The sequence below is a fragment of the Acholeplasma sp. ORD1043 genome (assembly GCF_057808485.1).
In genome coordinates, this window is sequence record NZ_JAQLOJ010000005.1 from 25,965 (window position 1) to 45,708 (window position 19,744).

Annotated in this window: 21 protein-coding genes; 4 read left to right on the top strand and 17 right to left on the bottom strand. The window is 31.8% G+C overall.

Annotation, left to right across the window (positions count from 1 at the left end; all coding sequences use genetic code 11):
* Positions 1–16 precede the first annotated feature (16 nt).
* Positions 17–1,159, bottom strand: coding sequence for a hydroxymethylglutaryl-CoA synthase (locus PG914_RS02550; protein ID WP_488822120.1), 1,143 nt, complete (start codon positions 1,157–1,159; stop codon positions 17–19).
* 104 nt (positions 1,160–1,263) lie between these two features.
* On the opposite strand from PG914_RS02550, the gene PG914_RS02555 reads away from it, so the two are divergent.
* Together PG914_RS02555 and PG914_RS02560 are read left to right on the top strand one after the other, a co-directional pair.
* On the top strand, positions 1,264–2,496 hold the full coding sequence (locus PG914_RS02555) for a hydroxymethylglutaryl-CoA reductase, degradative (RefSeq protein ID WP_488822121.1): 1,233 nt from the start codon (positions 1,264–1,266) through the stop codon (positions 2,494–2,496).
* Positions 2,493–2,675, top strand: a complete 183-nt coding sequence (locus PG914_RS02560) for an isochorismatase family protein (RefSeq protein WP_488822195.1) — start codon at positions 2,493–2,495, stop codon at positions 2,673–2,675. Before PG914_RS02555 ends, PG914_RS02560 begins: the two co-directional genes overlap by 4 nt.
* 82 nt (positions 2,676–2,757) lie before the next feature.
* On the opposite strand, the gene PG914_RS02565 is transcribed toward PG914_RS02560, so the two are convergent.
* The gene (locus PG914_RS02565; protein ID WP_488822122.1) at positions 2,758–3,825 is read right to left on the bottom strand and encodes an NAD-dependent epimerase/dehydratase family protein; all 1,068 of its coding nucleotides are present in this window, start codon (positions 3,823–3,825) and stop codon (positions 2,758–2,760) included.
* Between the two features lie 129 nt (positions 3,826–3,954).
* Here PG914_RS02565 and PG914_RS02570 point away from each other — a divergent pair, with 129 nt between their 5' ends.
* A complete protein-coding gene (locus tag PG914_RS02570; RefSeq protein ID WP_488822123.1) occupies positions 3,955–4,557 on the top strand; it encodes a TetR/AcrR family transcriptional regulator in 603 nt (200 codons plus the stop codon).
* A 25-nt stretch (positions 4,558–4,582) separates the two neighbouring features.
* Here the strand turns inward: PG914_RS02570 and PG914_RS02575 are convergent, their stop codons facing one another.
* The 14 genes from PG914_RS02575 to PG914_RS02640 form a co-directional block, all read right to left on the bottom strand.
* Positions 4,583–4,957, bottom strand: a complete 375-nt coding sequence (locus PG914_RS02575; RefSeq protein ID WP_488822124.1) for a hypothetical protein — start codon at positions 4,955–4,957, stop codon at positions 4,583–4,585.
* A 33-nt stretch (positions 4,958–4,990) separates the two neighbouring features.
* Positions 4,991–5,968: an aromatic acid exporter family protein gene (locus PG914_RS02580; RefSeq protein WP_488822125.1), complete on the bottom strand. Its 978-nt coding sequence runs from the start codon at positions 5,966–5,968 to the stop codon at positions 4,991–4,993.
* Positions 5,965–6,951 (bottom strand): chorismate synthase, encoded by a 987-nt coding sequence (locus PG914_RS02585; RefSeq protein ID WP_488822126.1) that lies wholly within the window; start codon positions 6,949–6,951, stop codon positions 5,965–5,967. The genes PG914_RS02580 and PG914_RS02585 overlap by 4 nt, the downstream gene beginning before the upstream one ends.
* A complete protein-coding gene (gene aroE / locus PG914_RS02590; RefSeq protein WP_488822127.1) occupies positions 6,948–7,724 on the bottom strand; it encodes a shikimate dehydrogenase in 777 nt (258 codons plus the stop codon). The genes PG914_RS02585 and aroE overlap by 4 nt, the downstream gene beginning before the upstream one ends.
* A complete protein-coding gene (locus tag PG914_RS02595; RefSeq protein ID WP_488822128.1) occupies positions 7,721–7,978 on the bottom strand; it encodes a chorismate mutase in 258 nt (85 codons plus the stop codon). Before PG914_RS02595 ends, aroE begins: the two co-directional genes overlap by 4 nt.
* Positions 7,971–9,212, bottom strand: coding sequence for a 3-phosphoshikimate 1-carboxyvinyltransferase (gene aroA / locus PG914_RS02600; protein ID WP_488822129.1), 1,242 nt, complete (start codon positions 9,210–9,212; stop codon positions 7,971–7,973). Before aroA ends, PG914_RS02595 begins: the two co-directional genes overlap by 8 nt.
* Positions 9,212–10,210, bottom strand: coding sequence for a 3-dehydroquinate synthase (aroB, locus tag PG914_RS02605; RefSeq protein WP_488822130.1), 999 nt, complete (start codon positions 10,208–10,210; stop codon positions 9,212–9,214). Before aroB ends, aroA begins: the two co-directional genes overlap by 1 nt.
* Complete coding sequence (locus tag PG914_RS02610; protein WP_488822131.1) at positions 10,191–11,024, bottom strand: prephenate dehydrogenase; 834 nt, start codon at positions 11,022–11,024, stop codon at positions 10,191–10,193. The genes aroB and PG914_RS02610 overlap by 20 nt, the downstream gene beginning before the upstream one ends.
* Entirely contained in the window at positions 11,021–12,043 is a 1,023-nt protein-coding gene (gene aroF, locus PG914_RS02615; RefSeq protein WP_488822132.1) for a 3-deoxy-7-phosphoheptulonate synthase, read from the bottom strand. Before aroF ends, PG914_RS02610 begins: the two co-directional genes overlap by 4 nt.
* A gap of 412 nt (positions 12,044–12,455) precedes the next feature.
* Positions 12,456–13,304 (bottom strand): DegV family protein, encoded by an 849-nt coding sequence (locus PG914_RS02620; RefSeq protein ID WP_488822133.1) that lies wholly within the window; start codon positions 13,302–13,304, stop codon positions 12,456–12,458.
* On the bottom strand, positions 13,301–13,816 hold the full coding sequence (gene mscL, locus PG914_RS02625) for a large conductance mechanosensitive channel protein MscL (RefSeq protein ID WP_488822134.1): 516 nt from the start codon (positions 13,814–13,816) through the stop codon (positions 13,301–13,303). Before mscL ends, PG914_RS02620 begins: the two co-directional genes overlap by 4 nt.
* Positions 13,788–14,441: an HAD family hydrolase gene (locus PG914_RS02630; RefSeq protein WP_488822135.1), complete on the bottom strand. Its 654-nt coding sequence runs from the start codon at positions 14,439–14,441 to the stop codon at positions 13,788–13,790. The genes mscL and PG914_RS02630 overlap by 29 nt, the downstream gene beginning before the upstream one ends.
* 7 nt (positions 14,442–14,448) lie before the next feature.
* Complete coding sequence (locus PG914_RS02635) at positions 14,449–14,892, bottom strand: 23S rRNA (pseudouridine(1915)-N(3))-methyltransferase RlmH (RefSeq protein WP_488822136.1); 444 nt, start codon at positions 14,890–14,892, stop codon at positions 14,449–14,451.
* Complete coding sequence (locus PG914_RS02640; protein WP_488822137.1) at positions 14,889–15,656, bottom strand: MBL fold metallo-hydrolase; 768 nt, start codon at positions 15,654–15,656, stop codon at positions 14,889–14,891. The genes PG914_RS02635 and PG914_RS02640 overlap by 4 nt, the downstream gene beginning before the upstream one ends.
* A 168-nt stretch (positions 15,657–15,824) precedes the next feature.
* On the opposite strand from PG914_RS02640, the gene PG914_RS02645 reads away from it, so the two are divergent.
* Positions 15,825–19,058, top strand: coding sequence for a hypothetical protein (locus PG914_RS02645; RefSeq protein WP_488822138.1), 3,234 nt, complete (start codon positions 15,825–15,827; stop codon positions 19,056–19,058).
* Between the two features lie 70 nt (positions 19,059–19,128).
* Here PG914_RS02645 and PG914_RS02650 read toward each other — a convergent pair whose 3' ends face one another.
* Entirely contained in the window at positions 19,129–19,719 is a 591-nt protein-coding gene (locus PG914_RS02650; protein ID WP_488822140.1) for a hypothetical protein, read from the bottom strand.
* Between the last annotated feature and the right edge of the window lie 25 nt (positions 19,720–19,744).

Genomic DNA, 19,744 nt, shown 5'->3' on the forward strand with positions numbered 1-19,744 from the left:
CATGCTTCATAATTTATTATTTCTTGATATATGTTCTTTGATATAAAGAAATCTTTGATAGTTGTACATTAACTTCGTCATCAAAATCTGCATCAACATCATTCTTTGGAATATCAGTTAACATCTTCGCATATGCTTCAAATGTTAGACTATCTCTGTTTTTAAGTAGTGCTTCATGTATATCTTTTAATAAATGCTTTTTATACCCTGCAACTAGTATGCCTGAGAAAAACTCACCAACTGCACCAGAACCATAACTAAACATACCAATTCGATCTTTACTCTTTAATTTTCCATTTTCAAGTAGAGATATTAATGATAAATATAGCGAACCTGTATAAATATTACCTACTTCTTTGTTATAGATTGTAGATGCATCAAAGTTCTTAAATAATTCAGGATGGGTTGAAGGACGACCTAACATTTGTAGACTTCTTAAACCAATCTTGGTGTATGGAATATGAAAATTAATTGCTTTAAAGTCTTCTAATGTTCGATTTGTTTTTGATAAATAGTTTTCATAAGTTGTTTTAAAGAATTTCTTATATTGTTCATTTGAGAAATGTCCATCAACTAATGCATAATCCAAATTGATTGGACGCCAAAAGTCATAAACATTAGATGTTTGGACTGCATAACTATCTTCTAGTACCATGATTTTAGGATTTCTTGTGACTAACATTGAAACTGCACCAGCACCTTGAGTAGGTTCACCATCAGTTTCAAGGCCATAACGTGCAATATCAGATCCGATGACTAAAACTTTTGAATGAGGATTTTGTAAGATATGTCCTTTAGCAAAATAGAGTCCAACAGTAGCGCTATAACACGCTTGTTTCAATTCGATGACGCGAATATCTTCACGTAAGCCTAGGATTTCTGCAAGATGAGTGGCTGCAGCTTTAGAGTGGTCAATTCCACTTTCTGTGGCAAAAATAACTAAATCTATATCTTTTTTATCTTCTTCTGTTAAATAATTTAAGGTAGCATTAGCTGCCATTGATACAATATCTTGGTTAATAGGTGTAATCGCCATCTTATTTTGTTGAAGGCCATTGGTATACTTTAAAGGGTCAACTCCACGTGCTTTTGCTAGAGTATCTAAAGATAGGTAGTATTTAGGTACGTAGAATGATATTTTGCTTATTCCTATTTTCATGAATAGACTCCTTTATTATCGAACTTGCAAAAAAATTATACCACAGAGGAAGATAAAATAACCCCTAATGCGTGATATAATGTGATTTAGCGAGGTAGTTTAAGATGCCAAATTCATTTAAACACTTTAACAAAAAGTCTATCAAAGATAGAATCGAAGTTTTAAAAAACGAAAACCTCTTTGAGGATTCATTAAATCAAAAAACTGATGAAGAAACATTTAACCATATCATCGAAAACTTTGTAACAACATATGAACTAGGGTTAGGCATATCACCCGATTTTTTAATTGATGATAAATACTATCATATTCCGATGGTTACTGAAGAACCATCCGTAGTCGCTGGAGCTACCCATGCTGCAAAAATCATTGAGCGAAATGGTGGATTTAAAATTAAGTCTGTTAAGCGTCAAATGATTGGTCAAATCATTTTTAGAAATGTAGTAAATTTTGATGAATTAAATAATTTAATTAAATCATTAGAACCTAAATTACACACATTATCAAAAGAGGCACATCCTAACATCTACCAGTTTGGTGGTGGGGTTACCGAATTTAGATTCGAACAAAAAGCATATAACTTTGCATGCTTGTATGTCGTTGTTAATACTAAAGATGCCATGGGAGCAAATACAGTGAATACTATTTTAGAGTATTTAACTCAATTCTTCCGTAATGAATATAAACTAGATATCTTAATGTCCATATTATCTAATCTAGCTACCGAGTCAGTTGTAACTGCAACAACAAAAATTAAAGCATCCACATTAAAAGATGGTTTAAAAACCGCTCAAAAAATTCATGATGCATCGCTTTATGCAAAAGTTGACCCATATCGTGCAACTACCCACAATAAAGGTATTATGAATGGTGTAACAGCATTAATGCTTGCAACCGGTAATGATACAAGAGCAGTTGAAGCAGGTGCACATGCTTTTGCATCAATCTCAGGTAAATATCAACCACTTGCTACATGGGAACTTGTTGGTGATGAATTAATCGGAAGTATAACACTTCCACTAAATATCGGTGTTGTTGGAGGTTCGATGAATCTTCTACCTAAAGTGAAATTATCAAGAAAGATTTTAGGTATTACGACTGCAACCGAACTCATGAAAGTTGCCGCATGTCTAGGTTTAGCTCAAAACTTTGCAGCACTTTATGCTCTAACAACAGATGGTATTAATAAAGGACATATGAAACTTCATGCAAGAAATGTCGCACTAGAAGCCGGTGCGTTAAAAGATCAAGTTGAAGATGTCGTTAACCATTTAATAAAAACTAATTCAATCACAAAAGAATCCGCAATCAATTACTTAAAATCAATGAAAAAATAGAAGCAAATTCAAATGAAATCTATATTACTGGTATAAACTCAAGATATTGTGTAACCTTTACAACTGTCGCATCATTTGATCGAGGGTATCAAACAGTAATTATTGAAGATTTAGTTGATACTGTAAATGCCAGTAAAATCTATGGATATAAATCACTTGATATCACCGATTACACATAAACTGTATTCTTTAATTCTGGTGTCATTGAATTAATTGAATCAACTGATATAGAGTAAAAAACTTCCTATCATGGAAGTTTTTTTATTTAATAGAGTTTTGTTTCTGATTAAATAATGCTTTGATGTGATCTAAAATATGTTTATTTGAGATTCTTTTTTGATCAGCTAACCAATTTGCTGTATCAAGTATCGTTTCTTCAAAAGCTCTTGGTTTATATCCGAAAGTTAACGATGCTTTCTCATGCGAGAAAGTACCACGAGAGTTTAAAGTATCAATCGAATATCTTGTAAATATTAATGGTTTTTTATTTCTTTTATCCCATCGTTCAATGATTGGAGCAAATAATCTAACAAACCATCTTGCGAAAACCCATGTTTTTCTTTTTCTTCCAGATACTTCTTTTAGTGTACCAAACATTCTTTTTAAATCGATATTTTCACCCGATAAAATATAACATCCTAAATTCGTACTCAAGGATGAAAGATAAATACCATAACTAACATCTCTAACATCTACAAAATCATATTTACCGTTAATTCTTGATGATAATTTTTTATTCAGGTATTTCTCAATCACTTGTGTCATATGACCTTTTCCATAATCATAAGGTCCAATAATTCCAGATGGATGAATAATCGTTACAGGATAACCTTCTTTATATTTATCATAGACAAGTTTTGAGGCAATAGCTTTTGACTTAGCATAATGCCCTTTAACTTTATTTGGATCAAAATGATCTGTTTCAGTAATCACGGTGTCAAATTCAGGTTCAGGGATTGCATGTACTGAACTCACATAAATAAACTGTTTAACCCCTTTATCTAAAGCAATATCCAAGATATTTTTGGTACCTTCAATATTCACCTTATCAAGTGAAGTAGGTTTTTTAGTTGCTATGGAAACAATTCCTGCAGCATGTATCACAATCACATCATTCATTTGATAGTTGGTGTCTGTTAAATCAAAAAGCGGTTCAATTGTTTTTTTATCTGTAATATCGCCGTTGTAAATCTTACAGCCTAAAGTTTCAAGCAAAGTATCATCTTTAGCAGGTAAATCAAAAGCTCTTACCTCATGTCCTTTACTTTTAATTAATCTAACTAAGTTATTGCCAAGATGCCCTTTGGCACCAGTAATGATATATAACACTTAATATACCTCCATTCTGTAATTTCAAATGTGCATTTAAAATCTGTATTTACATTTTATACCCAATGTTATATAGTAAAGGTGTAAATAATAATTGAAATGACGTTTAAAATGGGAGTTAAGTAAATTATGAGAGATGAATCTATTAAGAAATTAATCATTCAATCAACAAAAGAATTGATTAAAGAAAAAGGTGATGTCACAATTAAAGACATCGCCGATTATACCCATGTGAATATTGCTGCTGTAAACTATCATTTTAGTAGTAAAAATAATTTAGTCCAAATTGTTATTTCAGATATCATGACTGAATTTAAAAGTGATATTTTAACAAAAGTTAAATCTTATGACCAAGATTTGGTAGATTTAGAAGTCTTTTTAACTGAAATTTTATCACTGACTTATAACTTTATATTCACTCATAAAGGTGTCATTAAATACTTGTTCTTAAACTTAAATCATCAAAAAGATTCTGCTGCACAACTCTTTGAAGTATTCTTCCAAGATAATGAATTTTTAAACGTGGTATATGATAGTTTAAGTCGATATACTAAAACAGATAACCCGAAAGAACTATTAATCAAATATTTAATGATTTTCTCATCATTTATGATGCCACTATTTATTGAACTGTTTGAATCTAAACAAACCAATTACCAAATTGATATGATTCACGATAAAGACTATAAAGATATTTTCATCAAGAAACTAATTAATTTAATCAAATCATAAAAAAAATCAACCGCGAGGTTGATTTTTAATATTTATCTTTAATTAATGAACTAACTAAAAAATTAATTGAAAGAAGCGTTAATGTACCTATCATAATTGTCCCCATAAGATCAAAAGTCACATTACCACCTTCTAGTAAAAATGCAGTTATAAAAATAAATACTGGCATACCTAATAGACCTGAAATCCAAAGAGAAACACTTTTTTCAAAATACTGTGTTTTAAGTTGATTTCGAGCTAGAAATAAACAAACTATGATAATCCCGAAAAAGATGAGTTCTAAACCATTGTTATTAAATGGATATCCATTTTTACCAAACATGAACCAGTAATAATTATTAAGTACAATCAAATATGCGATTAAAACATAATACCCCAAAGTAAATAATACTTTTTTCATTAAATCCCCCTTGGATTTGAAATGTTATCTTAATTATAGTTTAAAATCTGGATATCTTTGATGGAATAACCTTTTCACTTCTAACATACTTCTTAAATCTGTGAGCATATGATATAAAAGTGCTCTTGTTTCAAATTCATTTCTTGTTTTTGGAAGTGGTTGTTCTTTAAACTTAGAAATTAACCCGTTTAAGATTTCAACTTGTTTATCCGCTTTATTTTCATCACCTATATCAAATGATAGTTGTTCAATATATCGTGCAATCTCTTTTTGATGATTGTGTTCCTCATTTAATTTAAATGCACTATCATACATATGATTCATGTAATAAAGTTGATTGCGTCTGGCATATAGGTATGCCACATAAGCTAAATCATTTGAAAACACACGGTTTCTATCTTGTAGTTCTGCTTTTTCAATACGCATAAGAATTTGTTTACTCATGCGTTCAAAATGTTCTTTAAATGCTTCTAAATCTTTTGTTTGATTTAGAACAATCGATAACATATATAAGTGGTCTTGAAGCATAGCATCAATTGACTTAATATCTGTAACAATGCGTTTATGCCAACTTTCAGGATAAAGTGTATTGACAACAAGGGCCACACCAACTGCAACACTAATGATTAGAATTTCTTCTAATAAAAACATCATGTCAAATTGTCCTAACGTATAAACGTGATTCACAAGGACAATCCCTGGGACTAAACCAATTTCAATTTTCGTTAAATACGACCCTAAAACAAATAAGAATATAAAGATGACAAATGTGTAAAGTTCAAATCCTATTAAAACAAATAACAAAGTTGATAGGAGTAATGCGAGGATGACATCACTCAGTCTTTTAACCCCAAGTACTAAAGAATCTTTCTTCGTTGGTGATACACATAGGATGCCTAAGATACCTACTAATAGGAAGTTATCGATACCAATTAACCAAGCAATTAAGCTTGAAGTGACACCAACTAAAGTTATTTTTAATGTTGTTGATAGGATTTGTGTATAGTTCATTTATATACCTTGTTCCATAAGAATAAATCTGCAAGTACGATTGCAAGTGCATTTTCTACAACAATACCAGCGCGACGTACAATCGCAACATCGTGTCTGCCTCCAACTTGGAATTCTTGTTTTTCCTTTGTTTCCATGTTGAATGATGTTTGTGGTTTAGCAATGCTTGAGGTTGGTTTTACAAAAACTTTGACAACAATCTCGTTACCGTTTGAAATACCACCAGAAACACCACCTGAATGATTCGTTAAAGTTTTACCAGTTTCGTCTTCGTAAACATCATTAAACCATGATCCAACCTGTCCAACACCTTCAAAACCCGTTCCAATTTCAACCCCTTTAACCGCTGGAATTGAAAACATCATTTGTCCAATTTTAGAATCCAGTTTTTCAAACATTGGTTCACCTAAACCAACCGGAACCCCTTTAACACGTACTTCAATTATACCACCAACAGATTCACCTTTTTCCTTAACTTCTGCTAAATATTCATCTAATTTAGACATATCTTTTAAAGTACCAACTTGAATCAATTGATTAGAGAATTGATATGGCATCATTTGTTTAGCAATCGCTCCGGCAACAACAATTGGGGTAGTTAATCTACCTGAGAAACGACCACCACCACGATAATCATGGAAACCATTATATTTAACAGAGGCTACATAATCAGCATGACCTGGACGAGGTTGTTTAACTAAATGCGAATAATCTTTTGATTGAACATTCTCATTTTTAATCATCACATGTACTGGTGAACCAGTTGTTAGATCATTAAAGATTCCAGATGTCACATGTAGTTTGTCTTCTTCAACTCTAGGTGTTGTTCCGACTGCACCCGGACGTCTTTTAGCCAAATCTTCATTGACTTTATCCCAATCAATTTTCAAACCTGGAAGTACACCATCAATGACACAACCAATCGCCTCTTGATGCGATTCTCCATAAATAGTTACTTTAAATAATGTTCCAAACGTGTTCATAGAATTGCCCCCTTTATATGTTTTAATAATTCATCTGTTATTTTAAACTCTTTTTGATGCCAAATAGACTCAGCTTTTATGCCTTGAATGATTAACATGTTAATTCCATTAAATGCATGTTCTGCAAAACGCATTAATTTTGTTTCAAGTGGATTGTAGATTAAGTCAAAAACAATTTTACCTTTAACAAATTTTTGATCAAGTGGTGATGAATCTTGATTAGGATACATGCCAACCGGAGTTGTATTAACAATAACATCATAATCCTTAGGATTTAAATCATCATATCCAATCACTTCACCAAAATCCTTATCAAGTCTTTTAGTTCTTGAAACAACTTGAATCTTATATCCTAAATCATTAAGTACATGATAGACTGCCTTTGCTGCACCACCGGTACCTAAAATAAGAAATCTTTTGTCCTTTAAATCAAGACCTGACTTTTCAATCAGACCTTTAAAACCATCGTAATCCGTATTATCACCAATTATTTTTTTATCCTTTAAATAGATTGTATTAACAGCACCAATCTTTTTAGCTTTCTCTGTTAAATCATCCAATAAAGGTATTACTTTTTCTTTATAAGGAATCGTCACATTAAGTCCAGAATTATGACCATTTCTGACTTCTTCTAAAATCTTTTTCAATTGATTTTCTGGTATCGAATGAACCAAATACGTCAAATCTAAATCAAAAAATGAAGCGAATGCATCGTGTAATTGAGGTGATTTAGTATGTGATAATGGATAACCGATGATTCCTAATCTTTTCATTTTTCCATTTCCTTTGAAATATCCATAAAGAGTTTAAAGATCTTTTCATAATATTGCCAGTCAGCTTTATTAGATACCAATCTTTCTTTAGACTCTAGAACTTGTTTTTCTCTTATTGGATCAAAGATTGGTAAATTATTGTCTTTTTTATATTGACCAATCTCTCTTACTAATTTAAATCTTTCTTCAAGTAGTCTTACAAGTTCTTTATCGGTTTGGTCAATTGCCAAACGTAATGTATCCAGTTTAGTCATTTATGATACCTCCTAAGGATTTAAACACTTCAAAGAATGTTGGGTAACTTTTTGAAACGACTTTTTCATCATCAAGTGTGATTGGGCCATCCGCTTTTATGGATGCAATCGCACATGCCATGGCGATTCTATGATCACCAAAGGTAGATAATGTAACATTACCTTTCAAGTTCTTTCTGCCATGAATTTTAACTGAGTCTTCAAAGACTTCCATTAAAACACCCATTTTAGAAAGATTTTCTACCATAGCAGCTAAACGGTCAGATTCTTTTATACGAAGACGTGATGCATTCTTTATTTCTGTGATACCTTCTGATAATGCACCTAAAACCATAAGTATTGGACCTAAATCTGGTGTTTGTCCAATATCGATTGAAATCCCTTTTGTCTGATTTGGTTTAATTAATAAACCTTCTTTAGTGTATGAAATATCTCCACCCATATCTTGAGCAAATCTAACAATTTCTTTGTCACCTTGAAGACTATCTTCTCTTAAGTTCTTTAGAAGGATTTCATCACCAAGTAAACCTGCTACAACAAAGAAAGCTGCTCCACTAAAATCACCTTCAACAGATGCTTTCATTGGTTTATACTTTTGATTACCTGGAATAATAAACTCATACGCTTTATTAATAATTTCTACCCCAAATTGTTTGATCACATCGAGTGTTAAATCAACATAACCTTTAGACTCTAGCGGTGATGTTAAAACAATTTTAGAATCACCATCAACTAGTGGTAATGCGTAAAGTAATCCGGTTACAAACTGACTTGAAACATTTCCAGATAAAGCGTAAGTTCCCGCCTTAAGTGGTCCTTTAACTTCTAGTGGTAACCACTTATCTTTCGGATGTTTAAAGTGATAGTTACTAAACATTTCTTCATACACATTTTGTGGACGTTCTGGTAATTTACCATGTCCAACAAAAGTGATTGGTTCATCTTGAAGCATCGCAATCGGGATTAAAAAACGAAGCGTTGATCCAGATTCATTTGCATCTATGACATCATGTATTCTTCTAATTTTTGAACCTTCAATTTGATTGCCATTAATCTTTGCCCCTAAAGAAATAAGTGCTTTAGTTGTTGCAACTAAGTCATCAGAATCAAGAATGTTATTGATTTCTGATTGACCTTCTGCAAGCGCAGCAGCAATCATATATCTATGAGATAAACTCTTAGATGATACAACATGAACAGTTCCTTTTAATTTATTGGGAGTAATCTTTAACATTAAAACTTAACTCCTTTTACAATTTCTAATTCACCAATGTTTCTTGCAAAGATAAATCTTAATCCATCTGCAAGTTGTTTTTTATCGGTAGTAATAAGTGGAATAAATAACTCTTTTTCTAAGAGTGGTTCACGCACTAATTTTAATCTTAATAATATTTCCTTAACTTCGTCATAAAGCCATTTTGGAGATATACCACGCGCGTTACCTTCTTTTAAACTCATAAGCATTCCATAGGCTACTGCAACCCCATGCTTAATTGCATAATCGTAATGACGTTCAATAGCATGTCCAAAGGTATGACCAAAATTTAAATACATTCTTATGTTTTCTTCATATGGATCTTTTAAAACTATTTTTCTTTTAACTTCAATTGCTTGAACTAACTTTTCTATCGTTAATGTATCATTTGATTTTAAGTATTCAAATAAATCTTTATCATCAATAATTGCAGCTTTGACTACTTCTGCTAAACCATTTCTGTATTCTTCAATTGGTAATGTCTCTAAAACTTGCGGGTCAATTAGAACGACTCTAGGATTTTTAAATACACCAAGTAAATTCTTACCCTCAGGTAAGTCAATGCCTGTTTTACCACCAATCGATGAATCTACCATAGCAAGTAAACTAGTTGGTATTTGAATAAAAGGAACACCACGGTATAATGTTCCAGCAACAAAACCTACTAAGTCACCAATCACACCACCACCAAAAGCAATCAATAAATGATTTCTTTTCATACCTTGATTGATTAAGTACTTAGATAATTGTTCATATGTTTGAAGTGATTTTGAATGTTCACCTGGCTCTACTGCAACAATGTGAACATCAAAATCTTGTAATGCTTCCTTTAGTTTTTGTTCATAAAGTCTAAAAAGATTTTTATCTGTAACAATAAAAACTTTTTCATATGGATAGACTTTCTTAATGTGTTCTTTAAGATTCGCTAGAAGATTATCTTCAATTATAATATCGTACTCATTTACGTTTAAAATCATCGAATAAAATCCTCTTTTCTTTGGCATCTCTTAATGCTTTTTTAATATCTTCTACTTTATCATTTTGAATATCGTTTTTTAGCTTTTCTAAAACTTTTGTAAAGTGTTCAATCTGTTCAATCAATGGACCCTTATTATCTAAGAATAACTCAGTCCAAAGATCTTCATTAATTTTAGCGATTCTTGTTAAGTCACGATATGAATCCCCTGTTGCCAATTTCGTATGTGGTTCATCTTCACTTAACATCAGACCAACTGCCAAAAGATGAGTTAATTGAGATGTGTGTGCAATCAACTTATCATGTTCTTTTGCTGTAAGTCTAGTGATTCTACCAAAACCTAACATCTTTCCTAATGCCTCAATTTGATTGTAATCAACTTCATTAACGTTTTCGTTTTTAATCACTAAGAAGTTGGCACCATCAAACATCGTGACATCACGGTTAAAATAACCTCTTTTTTCACGACCAGCCATTGGATGATGAGGGACATATCTAACTGATTTTGGAAAAATTTTATCTAATTCTTCAACTAGATGTAATTTACTACCTGCTAAATCTGTAACTAATTGGTCTTTAAATAAGTTTTTATGCTTCTTAACAAATGTAATATTATCTTTAGGATATAACGCTAAAATAACTAAATCCGAAGTTTTAATTTCATCTAAATTTGAAGACAAAATAACTTTGTCTTTAACAGCTTCAAAGTTCACTTGTAAGTCCATATCATACCCATGAACTTCATTACCTAAATCTCTTAATTTTTGAGCATAACTCGCCCCCATCAAGCCTAGCCCTACGATAAAAATCTTCATCTGACGATTTTTTTATCTAGTACAGTTGATAGTGTTTCTAACTTATCCATCATCTGACTAAATTTCTTAGGTTTTAAGCTTTGTGGTCCATCGGATAAAGCACGTTCTGGATCATGATGGACTTCAACTATAATACCATCTGCCCCAACAGCCATTGATGCAAGTGATAATGATTCAATCATTTCCCATTTACCAGCAGCATGTGATGGGTCAATAATTACTGGTAAGTGTGATAATTCTCTAACGGCTAATACTGCTGAAATATCTAATGTATTTCTTGTATATTTTTCAAATGTTCTAATACCACGTTCACAAAGTATGACTTGCTCATTACCTGATGCCATAATATACTCAGCACTCATTAACCACTCTTCAATCGTGTTTGACAATCCACGTTTTAATAAAACAGGGATATTTGTTCTACCTACTGCTTTAAGTAAGTCAAAGTTTTGCATATTCCTAGCACCAATTTGGATGATATCAGTGTATTTTACAAACTCATCTAAATGTTCAGTACCCATAAGTTCTGTGACAATTGCCATACCAAGTTTATCAGCAACTTTTCTCATCATCTTTAAGCCTTCAATGCCTAATCCTTGAAATGCATAAGGTGATGTTCTTGGCTTAAAGACGCCACCTCTTAAAATCTTAGAACCAGATGCTTTTACAGCTTCTGCAATGATGGTTAATTGTTCTTCTGATTCAACAGAACAAGGTCCTGCCATAACAACAAATTCATCACCACCAATTTCTACACCATTCTTTAATGTAATAATTGTTCTTTCTTGACGGAATGCTTTACTTGCAAGTTTGTAAGGGCTAGAAATTCTAGTCACATTTTCAACACCTGCAAATACTTTAATTTGATCTGCATCAAGTGATTTAGTATCACCTAGAATACCAAATAAAACAATTTCACTACTTGATGCATCTTTGATACCAAAACCTTTTTTTGTTAGGTAATCTTGTAACTTCTTAATTTCTTCAGATGTTACGTTTTTCTTCATTTGTACGATCATATCGTCATCTCTCCTTTTGGAATAAAAAATCCTCGAAAGGTATGTACCTTCGAGGAGTCATCTTTTAAAGTATGCTTCTGTTTGGTAACATTCCTTATTAACTAAAACCACTAAAAAGGAATGCACGTTTATGCAAGTCCTTTTACATTTGATAGTAATAATAATAAGCAAATGTATTTAAAAACATGAGTTACCAACTTCCTTTTGTTTATTATATACTATCATACTGCTTTTAATTTTACAATTATAAATATTTGGATGCACGAAAAACTGTAAAAGAAAAAGTATGTTTAACCTAAAAAGGTTAATAAGTATTAAAATTTATCTTATTTTTAACTCTTATAGATTAAATCTTATGTTGTGAATATTAAAAAACACCTTAGTGATTACTTCCAAGGTGTTTTGTTGATTTTTATTGTTTTCTAATCCAACCTAAACCGATTGCCTTAGGTCCAGTATGTGCACCAACAACCGGAGTTAGATACGAAGATACAATTTCGCGGTTCGGATAAACTTCATGAATCAATTCAGTCATAAGTGCTACTGCTTCATCATTATGTGCATGTGAAATGAAAGTTAAGCAATCCATACCTTTTGTTTCTTCTAAATAAAGTTCAACAACTCTTCTTAACGCTTTATTAGAAGTACGGATTTTTTCTAGTGTTTCAACTTTACCTTCTTTAGAGAATGTGAGCACTGGTTTAAGTTGTAACATTGAACCTAATGTACCTTGTAGTTTTGATAAGCGACCATTCTTAACTAAATAAAGTAATGTATCAACAGTGAAGAACATATGATTGTTATCACGGATAAAATCTAATACGCCTAGAATTTCTTCTAAATTAGCTCCGTTTTGAACCATTTTTTGAGCAGTAATAGCCATGTATGCTTCAGGATATGCTAAAGTTCTTGAATCATAAGCAACAACATTTAATTTTGTTTCAGTTGCTATCTTTTTAATCGCATCACACATTCCAGATAACGGTCTAGCAATTGTGATTACAATCGCATCTTTATATCCTTCTTTTTCAAGTTGGTCAAATCTTTCTAACATTTGACCTAATGGAGTATAAGATGTTTTGGGAATATCATTTGGATTATCACCGATTCTTTGATAGAACTCTTTAGCGGGCATTTCTACGAAATCCAAGTAAGATTCTGATCCAAAATGTAAATTCATTCTGAATATTTCAATCTCTTTTGGATATTCTATATAATCGATTGCTGAGTTGGAACATACGATGACTTTTATCTTGTTCATTTCTTTTTCTCTCCTAGTAGATCTCTAATCTCTTTTAATATTACAAGTACTTCATTACCTTGTTCTTTAGCTGCTGCAGCAACAACTGCATCATTAACTGCTTTTTCATCAGCTTTTTCTTGAAGTTCTTTAGCTTTTTCTTCTTCTTGTTTTCTTAAGAGTTGAGCCTCAATTTGACGACGCTTAATAATGAAGAATAAAACAGCATAAATTGAGAATGCAATAATTAAGAACTCTAAAACAACTTGAATAAAATTACCATAACTAATATACACATCCCCAGGTGCATAGATCAAGACTTTTAAATCTTTAAAATCAACACCATTTAATAAAACACCGATTGGAGGTAGGATAATGTCGTTTACAAGGCTGGTAATAATCTTACCAAATGCACCACCAATGATGACCACAACAGCCATATCGATGACATTACCTTTCATTACAAATTCTTTGAAGCCATGAATAAAGCCTTTTGCTTTGACTTTAGTTGAGACTTTCTTTTCTTTTTTCATAAATTTCAATCTCCTTTTCTAATTCATTAAAATGATCAATCGTTTTGAAGCCAATAAACTTTGATTTAGATTGATGTCCTTTTGTGTAATAAATCATATGACATCCTAATTCAGTAGCAACTTCACCATCATGTAAAGTATCTCCTACCATAATGATGTTTTTAGGATTCAACTTATGTTTATCAACATAACGACGTGCTAAATTTATTTTGCTTTGAGCGTAAATGTCTTCAATTCCTAGTATATCATTAAAAATATTAACTATATTAAATTGAGATAACTGTTCTACTAAATTTTCGTGTTTTGATGCAGAAAGTACAATAACTTGGTGTCCTTTTGCAGTCAAATTTTTAACAGTTTCAACAATTCCCTCGTGAAGATTGCATTTAAAACTTGCTGGTTGATAACGATTAATGAATCTGTGAGCAAGTTCTTCATAAGTATAATTCTCAAATGTAAAGCCTGCTGCTTTATAGTATTCAATAATAGGGAAAGTAAAAATATCTAAGTATCTTTCCTTAGTAACTGGTGTATGTCCTTGTTCAACTAACATCTCATTTAGTAAATTGATGCAAAGATCTAAATCATCTAAAATTGTTCCATTAAAATCTAAAAATATTGTCATGATGTCCTCACTTGTGGTATGGGTGATTCTTTAAAATTGCTTCTGCACGGTATATTTGTTCAACTAAAATTAAACGCATTAATTGGTGAGGAAAAGTCATCTTTGAAAATGAAAGTAAAAAATCTGCTTTTTCTTTAACTGACTTTGATAATCCATAAGAGCCACCAATGATAAAATTGATTGTTGATGAATGATGCATACTAACAGTGTTCAAATATTCTGCAAACTCTTTAGAATCAAATGTTTTGCCTTCTATTGCAAGTACAATTACAAAGGCATCTTTATCAATCTTGGAAAGAATTTGTTGACCTTCTTTTTCCATCCCAGTTTCATCTTTTTCATCCGGTATTTCAACAATCGAAAATTGCTTCATTTGCTTTGTGTAATTTTCGATTAGAGATATAATCTCTGGTTGTTTAATTTTACCTACACTTATTATTTTAATTCTCATATTTTTATACCTGGCAATGACTGCTGAGAAGCATAATAAATTTCAACTTTTGTTGGGTCTTCAAATTGCTCAACAATTGCTTTTTCAATGTCGAATATTTCATTACAATCCTCAGAAATATGAGCAACAACCCAAACAGCTTTTTGATCGACTAATTGATTCATTAATCGAGCCGCATCTTCATTTGATAAATGGCCTGTAATACCTAAGATTCTTTGTTTAAGATAAAAAGGTCGTGAAGAATGTAAAAGTCTAGCCGGATCATGATTTGCTTCAAGTAAATAACAGTCAGCATTTTTTAACATACTAACATAACTTTGATCAACATAACCAGTATCTGTTAATACAACAAACTTCTTTTCACTTTCTTTAAAGATAAAACCCACCGGTTCTTTTGCATCATGCGAAAGAAGGATTGGTGTAACTTCAAAATTATAATAATTAAACATTTCATCTGCTTTGATAATTTCATATCGAGGTAATAACGGTTTGATTTCACCATTTAACGCTTCAAGTGTGCCTTGAGTTAAGTATACTTGTTCAATTTGACCTGATTTTAATAGCGTTTTTAAGCCTGCAATATGGTCCAAATGTTCATGGGTTAAGAATAAAGTTTTAACACTTCTTACATCTTCGCCATATGCTTTCATTTTTGATTCAATTTTTTGATAGGATATACCCGCATCTATGAAAAATGATGTAACTTCATTTTTCACGTACGTAACATTCCCTTTTGACCCTGATGCTAAAATAAAAATCTCCATAAATTTCACCTATTCCTATTGTAACACACATGTACTTTAAGTTGAACCGCTTACATTTCAACATGATATTTATATCATTAAATGCAAAAGGTGTTGCAATAGCATCCAAAAAATGCTATATTATATGTGCTGTATTTTTTTAACCACAATTAAGGAGTGAACGCATACATGAATATATTAAGAACGTTATTTTCCGCAAAGAAGCTCGCTATTTTTTTATTAGTCGCTTTATTTGCCCTCACGCTTGCAGCGTGTACAACAAATGAGCAAGTACCTTATGGCTCAATCGATGACTCTACTTACCTAACTTTAGGTGAATATTCAGTTACCGAAAAAGAATTATACAATCAATTAAGAACTTCAGCTTTAAGCAGACTTTCTAATTTCATTGATGAAAAAGTCTTTAAAGATGTAGAACTTAATGCAAGTTTAAGCGATTTTGAAAGAAAGGCATTTGAAACAGAAATCAATACAGCACTATTCTCAAATGCAAGCATTACACCAAAACAAATCAGTGATATGTCAGAAGAGGCTGTTGCACAAAGAATTCTTTCTTTTGCAGACTCATTTGCTATTACTAAACCTGGTATCGACAAAGATGCTTTAATCGATTACTTAGAAGCAGCTGTTGCTGATATTCAAGCACGTGCTGCTGACTTTGATGGAGATGCTGCTGACTTTGATTTTGGTTACTTATCAGTACCTGGATTCAATGCTACTATCAACGCAATCAAAGAATATTACACTTTACCAGTTTTAAAGAAAGTTTATGCTAAAACAGTAATGGGTGATCTTGAAGATGGCGAACTTACTAATGAGTTAGCTGATGAAGACTCAAGTGTTTATATTTCTGAAAGTTCAATCGTTACTTACTATAAGAACAATGTGGCTGGACGTTATAACGTTAACCCTTTAATCATTGAATTCGCTTCTGTTAAAGAACAAGAATTAGCTCGTTACAAGTACGCTATCAAATCAAATTCACGCGGTGAATGGTATTTAATTCCAAACATCGCTGATCAAGATGTTATTGATGCAATTAAGGCTGATAACTATGATGCTACCTCACCATTAGGCAAAGCTAAGAAAATCTTAACTGATTCAATTGCAGATGGCGGTTTAGGTAAAACACTTGCTACATTAGAAAAAATTGACTATAGAACATCTGAATTTGCTACTTACTATTCTAAGTATGCATTAAACAGTGCTGTTGACAACAACGAATATGCTAGATTATTAAGCCACAGTGCTGAAGAAAACGAAGTATTATACTACTTCTTAAAGATTTATGATGATTTACACAGTGGTCAACCATTAGCTCCAGATTATGAAAATATTTCAGAATTAAAAGCTGGTGAACCAACTAGAAATTCATTAGAAGCTTTATTTGAGTATGAATATACAAGTCCATTATTCTCGGGTAACACTCAATTAAGAAATTATGTGTATGGTTTAGATAAAGAATCACTATTCTACTCAACTGAAGATGGTGCTAACGATGAAGGTATTACTTATGGTCGTCCTTACTCACGTCAAGTTCAAACTTTCAACAATAAATCATACTTAGTATACTTAATGAATGATAACCGCGAAGCTGATGAAGACATTTTAGATGAATCAGGTGATGAAGTAACATTCAACCTTGATAATCCAAATGCAGTAACAGCTAGAGAAAATGCATTAAGAAAATTAATTGACTCTAAATTAACAACTACTTATATCAGTTCAAAAGTAACTGAAAAATATGAAGATGTAACAGTTGATATCTACGACAGTATTATCCGTGCTTACTATAAACAAAATAATGGTAAATACGAAGGTTCTGAAGGCTTCTACAACAATGATGTATTAGCTATGGTTAACGGTGAAGAAATCACTGTTGATGACTTCTTTGCTGACTTAGATGAAGTATTAGGTTTATCTACTGCTCTTGATATTATCTTCATGAAGAAGTTAAGAGTTGAGTATGGTGATCAAATCACTGACGAAGATAGAGAAGATTTCAGAGAACAATTTGAAAGCCAATATGTAAATCCATTCTTAGCTGATCAATATGCTTCTGCTGGATTCCCTGCATCAATGGGTCTAGAACAATTCTTATTATTAGGCTTTGGTGCTTACAAGAATGATAACTTCGATAGCGCAACTGCTGATGCTATTGATAAGGTTTATGTTCAAACTAAATTACGTGAATTATTCGAAGAAGATTTAACTGTTCATTTCCCAAATGATTCTCCAACAAACAACATTTACAAGAAATTTGCTACATTAGCAGAAACTTACAGAAGTAACTCAATTGGTATTTCTGCTTCTCACTTACTAGTTTATGTTGACTTAAACAATGATGGTACACCAGATGATCCAAATAAGATTGACTTCGCTGAAGCTAACTTATTAGACTTAGATGGTAACTTAATCGTTGACATCGATGGTTTAGATGAAGTTGTTAGAGTATTTATCGAAAAGATTAATGAACGTGCTTCATTCTCTCCAACAATGGCTGAAGGATTAAACGCAGTAGTTCAAGCTTACAACAATGCAACTCGTTATGAATTATCATTAATGACATTAGATGATTTAGGTCCAAACCCAACTCCAGAACAAGTTATTGAATTCATCAATAAATACAACCGTGAAGACGTATGGGTTCCATTCAAACGTTTAGGCTTACAATTAAAGTTCGAAACATTAGGAGAAATCACTAATGCTACAAACTTCCCAACATCATCATCTAAGTTTGATGAATCATTCTTCAACTATGCTATGGCATTAGCTGATCACTTAAAGAATGAAATCGAAGCTGAAGGTATTGAACCAAACGAAATCTTACCATTATACGCTCCAACTTTAGGTACTTCTGATGTTGCTGATGCAGTATATTCAATCGACAAGACTCGTTCAGCATTCGGTTACCACTTAATCTTAGTAACAGGTTATACTCAACCATCATCTGCTAAATTAACTGGTGATGAAACTTCATATCAATCTAAGATTGTTAACAAATACACTAACGAAAAACTTTCTGCTTTAAATGAAAATGATGTGTTAAGTTATGAACAAATCATGATTTATATCGAAGAATCTAAAGAAGAGACTGGTGTTGTTACATTACCTACATCAGTAAGTACAGCAATTACTAAGTACTTTGCTCCAATCCAACAAGCTTATAACAATTCATATTCACAATTAGAAATCGCATTCTTATTCATCTTTGATGGTGAAGTAGAATTAGAGAACCAATCTCAAAATGCTAAATTACAAGCGTTAAGAGATGCTAACTTAAACCAATTCTTCAATTATGCATTCTTCGAACAAGCAGCAGGCAATAACATTTATGCTCGTGCTACAAATGATCGTTATGCAGCAATTTACTCAACTTGGTTTGATGTATTAAACGGTTAATAACGAATAAGGACACCTTTTGTAAGGTGTCCTTTTTTTAATTCTTTATTCAAAATAAAAAAGAACTTGATTACTCAAGTTCCTCAAAATTCAAATCTTGTATTAATGATTCAAAATCAAATGTACGTCTATAACTAACCGTATTGATGATAAAATCTACATCAACATTATCTTCTTCAATTTCAATGACATAGAAATTACTCTTACTATGATCATATTGATAAGTTACTGAATTCAACTTTGTTGAACCTAAATACACGTCATTTACAATGTTTATTGAATCTAATTTATTCATTACATGTATGAGTAGTAAATTAACACTTGAATCTATCGAATCACCTTTAATACCATAATATATGACAAGCTCTTCATTATTTAATGTTTTTAAAAACAATATTGGTGATGTATTATATGATAAAGTTTCTGCTTCAAGATATTCAAATATCTTTGTCGTGTCATGGTTATTAGGTCTAGTTCCTAACACAATAACAACAACAATCACACCAATTAGCAATAAAGCAAGCATAGAGAATATTGACCATTTTGACATTAGGACAGTTTTTCTAAATCCTTCCTCTTTCATCTCATTTGGTTCAACATCTGGTTGGATGATTGCTTTTTTGATGTTTCTACTTGATTGTCCAGGTAACATTCTACTCATCTAATCCACCTATATATATTGAATA

Excerpts from the sequence above, each read along its gene's own strand:
- PG914_RS02630 (WP_488822135.1), bottom strand. The coding sequence starts at position 14,441 with ATGACAATATTTTTAGATTTTAATGGAACAATTTTAGATGATTTAGAT.
- PG914_RS02550 (WP_488822120.1), bottom strand. The coding sequence starts at position 1,159 with ATGAAAATAGGAATAAGCAAAATATCATTCTACGTACCTAAATACTAC.
- PG914_RS02580 (WP_488822125.1), bottom strand. The coding sequence starts at position 5,968 with ATGAACTATACACAAATCCTATCAACAACATTAAAAATAACTTTAGTT.
- aroF (WP_488822132.1), bottom strand. The coding sequence starts at position 12,043 with ATGATCGTACAAATGAAGAAAAACGTAACATCTGAAGAAATTAAGAAG.
- aroA (WP_488822129.1), bottom strand. The coding sequence starts at position 9,212 with ATGTTAAAGATTACTCCCAATAAATTAAAAGGAACTGTTCATGTTGTA.
- PG914_RS02595 (WP_488822128.1), bottom strand. The coding sequence starts at position 7,978 with ATGACTAAACTGGATACATTACGTTTGGCAATTGACCAAACCGATAAA.
- PG914_RS02555 (WP_488822121.1), top strand. The coding sequence starts at position 1,264 with ATGCCAAATTCATTTAAACACTTTAACAAAAAGTCTATCAAAGATAGA.
- PG914_RS02650 (WP_488822140.1), bottom strand. The coding sequence starts at position 19,719 with ATGAGTAGAATGTTACCTGGACAATCAAGTAGAAACATCAAAAAAGCA.
- PG914_RS02635 (WP_488822136.1), bottom strand. The coding sequence starts at position 14,892 with ATGAGAATTAAAATAATAAGTGTAGGTAAAATTAAACAACCAGAGATT.
- PG914_RS02645 (WP_488822138.1), top strand. The coding sequence starts at position 15,825 with ATGAATATATTAAGAACGTTATTTTCCGCAAAGAAGCTCGCTATTTTT.
- aroB (WP_488822130.1), bottom strand. The coding sequence starts at position 10,210 with ATGATTTTAAACGTAAATGAGTACGATATTATAATTGAAGATAATCTT.
- mscL (WP_488822134.1), bottom strand. The coding sequence starts at position 13,816 with ATGAAAAAAGAAAAGAAAGTCTCAACTAAAGTCAAAGCAAAAGGCTTT.
- aroE (WP_488822127.1), bottom strand. The coding sequence starts at position 7,724 with ATGAAAAGATTAGGAATCATCGGTTATCCATTATCACATACTAAATCA.
- PG914_RS02640 (WP_488822137.1), bottom strand. The coding sequence starts at position 15,656 with ATGGAGATTTTTATTTTAGCATCAGGGTCAAAAGGGAATGTTACGTAC.
- PG914_RS02575 (WP_488822124.1), bottom strand. The coding sequence starts at position 4,957 with ATGAAAAAAGTATTATTTACTTTGGGGTATTATGTTTTAATCGCATAT.
- PG914_RS02620 (WP_488822133.1), bottom strand. The coding sequence starts at position 13,304 with ATGAACAAGATAAAAGTCATCGTATGTTCCAACTCAGCAATCGATTAT.
- PG914_RS02585 (WP_488822126.1), bottom strand. The coding sequence starts at position 6,951 with ATGAACACGTTTGGAACATTATTTAAAGTAACTATTTATGGAGAATCG.
- PG914_RS02570 (WP_488822123.1), top strand. The coding sequence starts at position 3,955 with ATGAGAGATGAATCTATTAAGAAATTAATCATTCAATCAACAAAAGAA.
- PG914_RS02610 (WP_488822131.1), bottom strand. The coding sequence starts at position 11,024 with ATGAAGATTTTTATCGTAGGGCTAGGCTTGATGGGGGCGAGTTATGCT.